Below are 11,694 nucleotides of genomic sequence, written 5' to 3' on the forward strand. Positions count from 1 at the left end.
ACCATGCTGACCATTAACAATCTGCACGCCGCCTACGGCAAAGTCGAAGTCTTGCACGGCATTTCGCTCGACGTCCCGAAAGGCAAGCTGGTGACCCTGATCGGCTCGAACGGGGCCGGCAAGACCACCACCATGCGCGCCATTTCCGGCATGCTGAAACCCAAATCCGGCACTGTCACCCTGGGCGGCAAGGATGTCACGGGGCTCGATTCGCACCGCATCGCGCGCGCGGGACTGGCCCATTCGCCGGAAGGCAGGAGGGTGTTCGCCTCGATGTCGGTGACGGACAACCTGCTGCTGGGCGCCTTCCCCCGTTTTACGCGGGCGCGCCCGAAAGGCGACATCAAGGGCGACCTGGACAAGGCGTTGGAACTGTTCCCCCGCCTGAAGGAGCGGCGCGACCAGCTGGCCGGCACGCTATCCGGCGGCGAGCAGCAAATGCTGGCCATGGCCCGCGCCGTGATGCTGAACCCGGAAGTGATCCTGCTGGACGAGCCGTCGATGGGCCTGGCGCCGATTCTGGTGGAAGAAGTCTTCCGCATCATCACGCGCTTGAAGGCGGAAGGCGTGACCATGCTGCTGGTCGAGCAATTCGCCGCCGCCGCCCTGAACGTGGCCGATTACGGCTACGTGCTGGAAAACGGCAGCATTTCCGTGCACGGGCCGGCGGAAAGCCTGAAGAACGATCCGAAGGTGATCGCGGCTTACCTGGGTGGCGGGCATTGAACATGGCTGGACAATGCGCTTGCTGCGCATTGTCAAATCCTCTACACTGCGCTTCCCAATCCGCAGTGTAGAAAAAGGCATCATGCGCAGCGCCAGCCCGTTTCCCCCGCTTTTCCCTCCGCTTTTATCCCCGCTTTTTTTCCTGCTCTTGCCCGCCGCGGCCTGCGCCGACGATGCGCCGCTGCAAAAGGTTGAAATTACCGCCGCCAGCGGCGTGCAGCAGCGGCGCGACGACACGGCTGCGAAGATCATCGTCAGCCGCGACGACCTGGCCCAATATGGCGACAGCAGCCTGGCCGCGACGTTGAAACGCCAGCCCGGCGTCTCCATCGTCGGCGGCGAGGTGCGCATGCGGGGCCTGGGGGCCGGCTACACGCAGATGCTGATCAACGGCGACCCCGCGCCAGCGGGTTTTTCCATCGAATCGATCGCACCCGAGATGATCGAGCGCATCGAGATTTTGCGCAGCGCGACGGCCGAATACAGCATGCAGGCCGTCGCCGGCAGCATCAACGTGGTCTTGCGCAAGGGCGCCAGCGGCGCCGAGCGCGAAGGGAAGCTGGGCGCGGGCCGGCAGGATGGCCGCTGGCAGCCTGCCGCGTCGCTGCGCGTGGCGGACAAGCTGCCCGGTTTCGCCTATGCGCTGACGGGCGCGCTCGAGCGCACTGCCGACGACGTGGCGGGAAGGATGACTGAAACAAGCGCCGATGCCACCGGCACGCTGCTGGCGCAGCGTACAACGCGCACGCGCAACGCTTCGTCCGTCAACAAGGCCAGCCTGACGCCGCGCCTGCACTGGACCCTGGACAAGGGCGACACCATCACCTGGCAAAGCCTGCTGGACTGGTACCGCACGGGGTTTGACGGCGTGGCGCGCGAAACGACCTTGCTGGGGGCGGCCTCCAGCTATCCGCGCAATGGCGCCACCTCGCAAGCCAGCGTGTTTTCAGCGCGCAGCGATGTGAGCTGGGCGCATGGACTGGGGGCGGCGGGCAAGCTGACGGCCAGGCTGGGCGTCAACCACAACCGGCGCGACACGGATTACCTTTTCCATGGCGAGGCGGCCGCCGGCGCACCCCTGCTGCTGCGCGGCGTGGTTTCCGACGCCATCGACGACAGCGTCAACAGCAGCGGCAAATACCTGGGCCGGCTCGGTGGCGGCCACGCCCTGAGCCTGGGCTGGGATGGCAGCCTGATACGCCGCAGCGAGTCGCGCCGCCAGCGCGACACGTATCTTGCCGGCGGCGCGCCGTATGCGCTCGATGAAGACTATACGGCCGACGTGCGGCGCCTGGCCCTGTATGCGCAGGATGAATGGGAGGTGACGCCGCGCCTGCAAATGTATGCGGGCGTGCGCTGGGAAGGCTTGCAGACGGCGACCGAGGGCCGTACCTTGCGCGAAGTGCGCACGCGGGCCAGCGTCTGGAGCCCCGTGGCGCAGCTGCTGTGGAAGTTGCCGCAGCAGGAGCGCGACCAGCTGCGGCTGGCGCTGGCGCGCACCTACAAGGCGCCCACCACGCGCAACCTGGTGCCGCGCCGCTATACCGTCAACAATGGCAACAGCGCCAACAATCCCGATTTCCAGGGCAATCCCGAGCTGCGCCCGGAACTGGCGTGGGGGCTGGACGCGGCGTATGAAAGCTATTTTGGCAAGAGCGGCGTGGCCAGCCTGTCGGCATTCACGCGGCGCATCAGCGACGTCACCGTGCAGCGCCTGGTCCTGCACGATGGCGTCTGGACGGCCAGCCCGTTCAACAATGGCGTGGCCACGGTGCGTGGCATCGAGCTGGATGTGAAATTTCCCGTGCGGACCTGGTGGGCGCAGGCGCCCGACGTCGACGTGCGCGCCAATGCGGGGCGCAACTGGTCCAAGGTCGCCGCCGTGCCGGGTCCCGGCAACCGCCTGGCCAGCCAGGTGCCGGCCACGCTCAACCTGGGACTCGATTACCGGCGCTCGCCGGGGATGAGCATGGGCGGCAATCTGAACGTGCAGACGGGCGGCCTGGCGCGGCTCGATGCGCACGCCGGCAGCCATGCGGGCGTGCGGCGCACCCTCGACGCGTATGCGCTGTGGCAGCCGGACGCGAAAACGCGCGTGCGCCTGTCGGCGGCCAACCTGCTGCACCAGCAGCAGGTGCAGGGGCAATCCTGGGGGGATGACGCAGGCCGCAGCGACAGCGTGACGACCCTCGATGGCAGCGTTGCGCTGCGCCTGATGCTCGAGCGCAGCCTGTAGGCATCAGTGTTTGGTGGGCTTTTCCTGCTGCACCAGGATGAACGGGCTGACGACGACGGCCCACAGCGCGGCATCGGCTGCCTGCCAGTCCAGCGCCTGCCGGTCCGACACCTTGGCGACCTTGCCATCGACCATCCATTGCGTGATGGTGGCCTTGTCATCGTGCGAGATGCGCACGGCCACTTCGACCAGGTCCAGTTCATTGGCGACCCAGACGACGTTGCCTTGGGCGAAATGCTTTTCCAGCTCGCTCCAGGCCAGGCGGGCCGTTTCGCTGTTCACTTTGAGGCGCAGTTCGGTGTCTTTTTCAGGATTGGTTTGCATGCGAAATATCAGGTTGCGGTGAGTCGGGTGCCGGTGCGCGCGGTTTATTTGCCTGGCAAGGCTTCCACCTGCGGCGTCGGCGTACCCCGCCATGTTAACCGATAGGCGGCGCCTTTGCGAACATTGCCGACCAGGGCAGGGCGGAAGCAGGCCAGGTTAGTGCCGCTGGCGTGACGCACGCTGGGGAAGATCACGCCCATGGAGCCCGCTTCGAGCAGGATGGCGGCCAGGTCTTGCGAGGCGATGTAGCTGGCCGGGTCCAGGCAAGCCTGGTAGCGCTGCTGGCCGCGCAAGTCGTGGAAACTGGCGGAAAAATCGGCCAGCAGCGACTGGTAGTTGACGCTGTCGTCGAAATAGTCGATTTCCTGGTATTCCACGGTTTTATGGAAAATGATCTCGGCCAGCGCCGTTGGCATGTCGAAGGCGCAATACCAGGCGCCCCGTTCGCCATCGTTGAAACGCGCCCCTTCCGGGCGGGCATACGTGTAGGCGGCGTTGATGATGCGGAAGTGCGGCACGCCAAAAACCAGCTCGTCCACGCCAATTCCTGGCGCGCCGCCGTACTCGGCCACCAGGCGCGCGTTGGTCGCGTTATCGAGCTCGAACAGCTCGCGCAGGTGATCGTCGTTCTCGGCCAGGGGCGCCAGCACGGAGTCTTCCATGTCGGCGAAGCGCGAGGGAATCAGGCGGCAAGTGTCGATCTGGCGCAAGGCGGCCAGCGGCGGCAGGTGCTCATTCTGGGCGGCAGGCACGATCACAGCCCTCCGCGGCGCGCGTCGAGCAGCTTGCGCACCGTCTGCATGGCCAGCAAGCCGCCGGCCAGCATCTGCGACAGGGGCGTGCGGCCGCCGAAGATGGGATTCTTGTTGGGCAAACTCACCCATTCGTCGGCCAGCTTGTCGCCGTACAGGATGTGCAAGGCCTTGTAGATGCCCAGCAAATAGGAAATGCGCGTGATGCGGTCCACTTCCAGCACGCGGTCCGGGTGCTTCTTCCACTCGTACCAGGCGCTGCTGGACAGGCCGCCCAGCAATTCGCGCGCATCGTCGTCGCGCAGCTTCCAGGCGGCGGCCAGCTTGAAAAATCCTTTCAAGGCCGCCTGCGACAATCGCTCGCGCTCGGCTTTGGCATTCAGGTCGACGAGCACGGCCGGCTCGAAGCGGCTCTTGGGGTAGGCGTAGGCGAGATTCATGGCATATCCTTCATTAAAACTCTGTATATGGACTATTTATACTCCTTTTCTGGATTCGTTGCAACGGCCGCGCGCATGCAAAACGGGGCGCGCCAGGACGGGAGTCCCGGTGCGCCCCGTTGGCGGGCCCCGTTCGCTTATCTGGCCGTGACGGTGACGGGCACGTTGAGCTGCGCCGTCAAGCCGTTACTGTCCAGCGCCACGACCTTCAGCGCATAGCTGCCGGCCACCGGTTGCGGCCAGGTGGCCGTGATGGTCATGCCGCTCATGGAAAACTGCATGCCCAGCGGCGCGCCGAGGATGGAGATCCACAGGGCGTTCGCGCCCGGCGCCGTCAGCACGATGCTGCCGCTCATGGCCTTGCCGGCCACGCCCGTCATGGCGGCGGCGCTGATCGTGGGGCCGGCGGCGGAGATTTTCACCGTGGCCACGGCCTGGCCAGTCAAGCCCGTCTTGGTATCTTTGGCGATGACGGTCACGCTGTAGCTGCCCAGCACGGGGCTGGCCCAGCTGACGACGCCGGCGGCGCTGACGGTCATGCCGGACGGCGCGCCCGACAGGCTGTACGTGACGGGGTTGGGCGCCACCGTCGTGGCGGTGAACGACAGGGCCACGCCCGGCTTGCCGCTCACGCTGGCCACCGTGACGACGGGGGGCAGCGGGGCGGCGATGGCCACCGTATAGATGCCTTTGCCGCTCAGGCCAGTCTTGCTGTCCGTGGCCGTCACGGTGACGGCATAGGTGCCGGCCACGGGCGCGGCCCAGCTCACCAGTCCGGCGCTGCTGATGGTCATGCCGGCCGGTGCGCCGGCGAGCGTGTAGCTGACGGGATTGGGGGCGGAGACGCTGACATTGAACGCCAGGGCCGTGCCAACCTTGCCCGTGATGGCGCCGGCGCCGACGACGGGCGGCGCGACGGGGGTAATGACGATGGCGTACACGCCCTGGCCACTGAGGCCGCTGACGGTATCCTTGGCCACCATGGTCACGGCATACGTGCCCGCGACGGGGGCGGCCCAGCTGACCACGCCCGTGGTGGCGATGCTCATGCCGGCCGGCGCGCCCAGCATGCTGTAGCTGAGGGGATTGGCAGCGGTGGCCGAGACGGTGAACGACAGCGGCTTGCCGGCCGCGCCGCTGATGCTGGCCGGCGCCACCACGGGCGCGGCGGGGGCGGTCTGCGTGCCCGACAGGCCGGCCAGCAGGCTTTTCACGTTCGGCGTGCCCAGGCCGCCCAGCGGGTCATAGCCGACCCTGGCCGTGCACACGCTGCAGGTGCCGTTGCTGCCGCGCGTGATGTCGGCAAAGCTGCTGGCGAAGGTGCCGGGCACGCTGGCGATCTGGCCGTACAAGATGTTGTGCGGCAAGCCGAGCGCCGCCTTCGCTTGCAGCGCGCGGCTGGCGTTGGCGATGGCGACCAGGCCGGCCCATTGCGGCGTGGACAGGCTGGTGCCGCCGATGCTGAGCCAGCTGGCGGTGCTGCTGCCGGGTGTCATCACGGCCGTGTACTGGCCCGTGGCGGGGTCGGCATTGAAGGCCACGTCGGCCACGTTGCGGCGCAGCAAGTTGGTCAGGCCGGGCACGCTGGCCGTCTGGTAGGCGGGCAGTGCCGTATAGGCGCTGATGCCGCCGCCCGTGCCGGACCAGGCCGTTTCGCTGCGCACGCCGCTGCCGCTGTAGCTGAGCGTGGTGCCGCCCACGGCCAGCACGTTGGACGACACGGACGGCCAGGACACGCCGCTGCCCGAATCGCCCGTGGCGGCCAGGTAGCTCATGTTCTTGCCCGTGAAGGCGCTGTCGACGGATGCTGTCCAGTTGCCTTCGGCGGCGCCAAAGCTCATCGACACGACGCCGGGCCCCATCTGGTTGGCCAGGCGTACGGCGCCCAGCAGGCTGTTGATGGAAGCGTCGGGCGCCTCGATCAGCACGATGCGCGCCAGCGGCGCCGTGGCATGCGCCCACTGCACGTCGAGCGCGATTTCCATGGCCCAGCCGGAGTTATACGCGGGCGCCGTGGCCGTCATGGTGCTCGATGGCGTGTTGTAGACAACAGAAAATTCACAGCCGCTGGCCGGGGCGGGCGGCAGGGGCAGGGTGGCATTCGTGGCGATGGCCTTGGTGGTGCAGCCGGGCAAGCCGAATTTCTGGTTGAAGATGGCCAGTTCGGCCGCCGCGTTCGGGTTGTGCATGGCGTCGACGATGTAGATCGTCTGTCCCGCGCCCAGCTGGGCCGCCTGGGCTGGCGTCAGCGCCGTGCCGGCCGCCGGCAGGGCGGGCAAGTCGTAGGCGGCGCGGATTTGCGCGGGAGAATAGGTCGCCACCACGCTGCTGCCGGCCATGGGCGCGGCGATGTCGCCCGCGCCGCCGTCCAGCAAGGGGGCGATATCCTGTGCCGCCTGTTCCGAGGCGGCGATTTTTTGCGCCGTCAGGCGGCGCGTGGTCATTTCCCGCATGGCGCCGGGCACGTTTTGCAAGTGCGGCCGCCAGTGGGCCGAGCCGCTGCTGTTGGCGCTGTCGCGCCCGTCGGGCGCATCGAGCAGGGCCGGGGCCGCATGGAACATCGGTTGCACCACCAGCGCGCCGACGGCGGCGGGGACGACGGGCACCTCGACGGCGAACTGTGTCGCGGCCGTGGCGATGGCGGCGGGCGGCGTGGAAGTCTCCTGGCCGGGGCCGCAAGCGGCCAGCAGGAGGGCGGCTGTGGCGCCCAGCAGCAGGCGCCCGTGACGGTGATGCGGGGGGATGATTTTTTTCATGGCGAAACTCTCCGAGTTGGGCGAGGGCCACATCTCGACAATGCTTCCAGGCTGGCGCCGCGCGCTGGCGGTCCCGGCCCTGCATTGGCAGCCCCGCTGCCGTGGCGCTTGCGCGCGGTAGGCCGGTGGCTTTGCGTCCCCGCCTTTCGACGGGTTTGCCCTCAAAACTGATCATGCATCATTGGGAATTTCTTGATGCGTCATCGATTTTAGTGAATTTGCCAAATAAGTGTTAACTATTTTCAATCAATATTTTTATTTATGCAATAAAATGTGGCAAATTTGCCTATTTATGGATGGAATCTTGTCAGCCTGATTAAGTCTTAAAGGCAAGGTTATCAAGGGTATACCGAGGCGTGACAGTGTTTTTTCACGGCAACGGCGCTTGCACTTTTTGTTTTCTAATGAATTTAACGAATTTACTGAATATTCGATCTTGCCGGTCTCAATCCTCGAACACCATGCCCGGATACGGCGCTGCGCGGCAGGCCGCCAGCCGCTGCGCCAGGCTGCCAGCATGGGCTTCCAGCCGGTGGCCGTCCGGGTCGAGAAAATACAGGGAATCACCGGCGCTGCGGTTTTGCTGCCATTCGGGCACGCCGGCGGCGCGCAGGCGGGCGGCAAAGGCGGCGAAGTCTTCCGGGGCAATGGAAAAAGTGCATATAGGCCGGGCTGGCCAGCGCGGTCGTGCCCTGTCCATCCAGCGACAGGCACAGCCACAAATCCCCGGCCGACAGATACGCGCCCCTGTCCCAGCGCGCATGCAGGCGCAGGCCCAAGGTGTCGCGGTAAAAGGCCACGCTGCGCGCCAGGTCGCGCACGGACAGGGTGAGGTGGTTCAGGCCGGTCAACACGACGGTTTGGCTTTCTTTCAGGTGGAGGGGGAGGGCAGCGGCTGCGCGGCGCGGGCAGGCAGCTTGACGACGACCGTGCCGGCCATGAAATCCTGCAGGGCGCGGCGTTTCTTGTTAAATAATAGCACCACGAATTCGCTGTAGATCCATAGTTGCGTCAGCGTATCGAGCGTCACAGACCAGCCGGGTTTAAGACGGGCTATGTGGGCGGATATTTGCGTGAAGGTCATGGCAGCGTAGGCGCCTTCATCGATGCGCAAGGTAATAATAATGCCAGCGATGGCAGCCAGTGTTGTCAGCGTGAGCATTACGGAATAGCGCAGCAGCGCCGCCTGACGCGTCACTGGCGCACCGTCGAGCATGCGCACCCGCAATTTGCACAGCAACTGTCCGGGTGTACCGCCAAAACGGCTGACGAGGTAAACATTGTAGGCAAGGTTGAGCGCCAGACCGGGCAAAAACCAGTACAGCAGGAATGACTGGCTCCAGGGTAGCCCCAGATAAACGATCGGCAGGACCAGCGGCAGCATGATGGCCGTATCGATAAAAACGCGCCCACGCGGCGCCAGAATCCCCCGTATTCCATGTGATTTCCTCCCAGTCATGGCAACCGGCGGCTGCCTGTATGACTAGATACGCTATTACTTAGGGGGAATGTTGACTATCTGGCGCATGTTTGAGGCAGGGCAACAGCTGCATGCCGCGTGCTCAGGCAGGTTCAGCATGCTCCACCATCAACTGCACTTTCGTCGTGCCATTGTATTCATTCGCATCGAGCCGGAAGGCGACCCGCGTGCGCTCGCCCAGGGCGTCCGTGTGGCCGAACCAGATGGCGTCGAAGCGCACGCCGTTCTTTTCCAGCAACAGTTTCAAATGGCGCTCTTTTAATATGCGCTGGCTGACGACGCGGAATTCGTCGCAAAAGACGGGCGGGGCGAAGCCCTGGCCCCACACTTGCTCATCCATCAGCTCGATGAAGGCCGTCGTGTAATACGCGTCTTCCAGCGGGCCATCCGTTTCCACCACCCGTTCCAGCTGTTGCTGGCTGAGCCAGGCCTGGCCCACGGCTTCGAAGGCCTGGGAAAAGGCGTCGAAGGCGTCGGCGCGGATGGTCAAGCCGGCCGCCATGGCGTGGCCGCCGAACTTGTCGATCAGGCTGGGCGCCCGTTTCGACACCAGGTCGAGCGCGTCGCGCAAGTGAAAACCGGGGATCGAGCGGCCGGAACCCTTGATCCAGCCGTCGGCGCCCGGTGCGAACGTGATGGTCGGACGATAAAACTTTTCCTTCAGGCGCGAAGCGACGATGCCGATCACGCCCTGGTGCCAGGATTCGTCGAAGACGCTGATGGTGCTGCTGTTGGCCGGCTCGAAAGCATCGAGGTGCAGCAAGGCCGTATCCTGCATTTCCGCCTCGATTTCGCGGCGTTTCAGGTTGATGTCGTTGAGTTGCTGGGCCAGGGCCCAGGCGCGGCCTTCGTCGTCCGTGACCAGGCATTCGATGCCCAGGGACATGTCTTGCAGGCGGCCGGCCGCATTCAGGCGCGGTCCCAGGGCAAAACCGAGGTCGAACGGCGTGGCGCTGCGCGCTTCGCGGCCCGCCACGCGGAACAGGGCGGCCACGCCCGCATGCATATTGCCCTTGCGCATGCGCTTGAGACCTTGCGCGACGAGGATGCGGTTGTTCGTATCGAGGCGCACCACGTCGGCCACCGTGCCCAGGGCCACCAGGTCGAGCAGGTTGTCGAGCTTGGGCTGCGTTTGCGCATCGAAGATGCCGCGCCGGCGCAGCTCGGCGCGCAGGGCCAGCAGCACGTAGAACACGACGCCCACGCCGGCCAGGTGCTTCGACGGAAAACCGCAGGCGGGCTGGTTCGGGTTGACGATGACGGCCGCATCGGGCAGGGTGTCGGCCGGCAGATGGTGGTCGGTGACGACCACCTGGATGCCGCGCCGGTTGGCCTCGGCCACGCCGTCGATGCTGGCGATGCCGTTGTCGACGGTGATGATGATGTCGGGCGACTTTTCGCGCGCGGTGAGCTCGACGATTTCCGGCGTCAGGCCGTAACCGTATTCAAAACGGTTGGGCACGATGAAGTCGACGTCGGCGCCCATGGCGCGCAAGCCGCGGATGGCGACGGCGCAGGCGGTGGCGCCGTCGCAATCGTAGTCGGCCACGATGACCATGCGTTTCTTGGCGGCAATGGCGTCGGCCAGGAAGACGCCGGCCGCGCCGATGTGCAGCAAGCCGGACGGCGGTATCAAGTCCTTCGGCTCGATCGAGAGCTCTTTCGCGTCGGACAGGCCGCGCGACGCGTACAAGCGGGCCAGCACGGGGTGGATGCCGCCCTGGCGCAGCAATTCGGATTCGCGGTAAGGGCAGGGACGGGTGGCGATGCGGGTACGGGTCATGATGCTTTCAACTTGTTCAGGGTGATCGCGCGCCAGAATTTGCGCTGCGCATGCTTGCTGGTGGTGCAATCCAGCCAGGCGTCGCGGTGGCTCAGCACCAGGCGCAACTGGCCCAGGCGGCCATCCTTGACGGCCGCCAGCAGGGGCGCGAACCAGTGGGTTTCCAGCGCTTGCAACTGTTGCAGCCACATGCCCCATTCCTGCGCCTGCGCCGCTTCGGTCAATCCGCCCAGCACGACGATGGCGTCGCTCTGGTCCGCCAGCACACTGCTTGGACTGGCGTCGCGCCGCGCCGGTTCCGCCAACGCGGCCAGCCAGCCGGGCGCGTCCTTCGTATGCAGGCTGGCCGCGCAGCGCGCAGATGCAGCCAGGCTGCCGCCCCAGATCCAGAAGGAATTGATGGCTTTCAAGCCCCGTTCTTCGCGCGCCGCGTTGACGGGATGTTCATGCCACAGCATCTGCACTTCGTTCTGCAGGCGGCGCGCGGCGCGCGCATGCTCGCCTTCCGGCATCCACACGGACAGGTCTTGCGTGGTGGCGGCGTCCGGCGTGGCGCACTGCAAGTCGCTCCACCCATCGGCGCGCATGAACCAGGTGCCCGCGTCGCCATACGCCAGGGGCTGGCCGATTTCGTCGAAATACGGACGCGCCGTCTCGAACAGCGTGCGGCCATCGGCCTCGCTCAGCTTGAGCTGGCGCAAGTCTTCCAGGCTGATATGGCTGCGGGCGATGGCCAGGTGGGCCGGATGCAGCAGGAAGTAGCGCGCGCCCGGTTCCGGCGCCAGGCCGTAGCCGCGCATGGCCTGGGCCGCAAAGGCCGCCTGCGCCGCCTCGCCGTTGGGCGCGGGCGACAGGGTCAAGGCATGCGCCATCCACGCTTCGTGCGGCAGCAGGCGGTTGGCGTTGTCAAAAGTTTCCAAATTGCAAGTCGAGGTGCGCGACAGCAGGGCCGCCAGGGCGGGTGCCTGCAAGACCTTGAGCAGGTCGGCAGCCAGTTCGGCATTGGGCAAGGCGAAGGGCAGGACGAGGGTAAGTTGATTCATCCCGAGATTGTAGGCGATTGTGGCGGTGGGGGAGTAGTTCCTGCGCTTTTTCCCTTGACGGCGGGCGCGGGAAAAGTCGCGCCACGGTGATGTGTTTCACGCATGAGTGTCATTTGTGTGGCACACTGCGCGCTCGCATATTACGTTGTCGCGG

Annotated in this window: 9 protein-coding genes, 1 pseudogene and 1 riboswitch; of the genes and pseudogenes, 2 read left to right on the forward strand and 8 right to left on the reverse strand. The window is 65.9% G+C overall.

The features are described from left to right. Positions 1 to 3: 3 nt before the first annotated feature. Both CLU94_RS24725 and CLU94_RS24730 read left to right on the forward strand, forming a co-directional pair. Positions 4 to 726, forward strand: a complete 723-nt coding sequence (locus CLU94_RS24725; protein WP_099667581.1) for an ABC transporter ATP-binding protein — start codon at positions 4 to 6, stop codon at positions 724 to 726. 82 nt (positions 727 to 808) lie between these two features. Continuing rightward, positions 809 to 2,962, forward strand: a complete 2,154-nt coding sequence (locus CLU94_RS24730; protein WP_180278763.1) for a TonB-dependent receptor plug domain-containing protein — start codon at positions 809 to 811, stop codon at positions 2,960 to 2,962. Positions 2,963 to 2,965: 3 nt separating this feature from the next. On the opposite strand, the gene CLU94_RS24735 is transcribed toward CLU94_RS24730, so the two are convergent. The 8 genes and pseudogenes from CLU94_RS24735 to CLU94_RS24770 all read right to left on the reverse strand — a co-directional run bounded on the left by CLU94_RS24735 (position 2,966) and on the right by CLU94_RS24770 (position 11,540). Further along, positions 2,966 to 3,286 carry a DUF2288 domain-containing protein gene (locus CLU94_RS24735; RefSeq protein WP_099667583.1) on the reverse strand — a complete coding sequence of 107 codons (321 nt, stop codon included), beginning with the start codon at positions 3,284 to 3,286 and terminating at the stop codon, positions 2,966 to 2,968. A gap of 44 nt (positions 3,287 to 3,330) precedes the next feature. After that, entirely contained in the window at positions 3,331 to 4,038 is a 708-nt protein-coding gene (locus CLU94_RS24740; protein WP_099668481.1) for an RES family NAD+ phosphorylase, read from the reverse strand. A gap of 2 nt (positions 4,039 to 4,040) precedes the next feature. After that, positions 4,041 to 4,478 (reverse strand): MbcA/ParS/Xre antitoxin family protein, encoded by a 438-nt coding sequence (locus tag CLU94_RS24745; RefSeq protein ID WP_071076812.1) that lies wholly within the window; start codon positions 4,476 to 4,478, stop codon positions 4,041 to 4,043. A gap of 137 nt (positions 4,479 to 4,615) precedes the next feature. Then, entirely contained in the window at positions 4,616 to 7,234 is a 2,619-nt protein-coding gene (locus CLU94_RS24750) for a S53 family peptidase (RefSeq protein ID WP_099668482.1), read from the reverse strand. Positions 7,235 to 7,317: 83 nt separating this feature from the next. Next, positions 7,318 to 7,404: riboswitch (cyclic di-GMP riboswitch) on the reverse strand. A gap of 275 nt (positions 7,405 to 7,679) precedes the next feature. After that, positions 7,680 to 8,088: pseudogene (gene fos / locus CLU94_RS24755) on the reverse strand (fosfomycin resistance glutathione transferase). 17 nt (positions 8,089 to 8,105) lie between these two features. Next, entirely contained in the window at positions 8,106 to 8,693 is a 588-nt protein-coding gene (locus CLU94_RS24760; RefSeq protein WP_099667584.1) for an RDD family protein, read from the reverse strand. A 103-nt stretch (positions 8,694 to 8,796) separates the two neighbouring features. After that, positions 8,797 to 10,497, reverse strand: a complete 1,701-nt coding sequence (recJ, locus tag CLU94_RS24765) for a single-stranded-DNA-specific exonuclease RecJ (protein WP_099667585.1) — start codon at positions 10,495 to 10,497, stop codon at positions 8,797 to 8,799. Beyond that, on the reverse strand, positions 10,494 to 11,540 hold the full coding sequence (locus CLU94_RS24770) for a hypothetical protein (RefSeq protein WP_099667586.1): 1,047 nt from the start codon (positions 11,538 to 11,540) through the stop codon (positions 10,494 to 10,496). Before CLU94_RS24770 ends, recJ begins: the two co-directional genes overlap by 4 nt. Positions 11,541 to 11,694 lie beyond the last annotated feature (154 nt).

Source organism: Janthinobacterium sp. 13 (assembly GCF_002749695.1).
In the GTDB taxonomy this organism is placed as follows: Bacteria; Pseudomonadota; Gammaproteobacteria; order Burkholderiales; family Burkholderiaceae_D; genus Janthinobacterium; species Janthinobacterium kumbetense.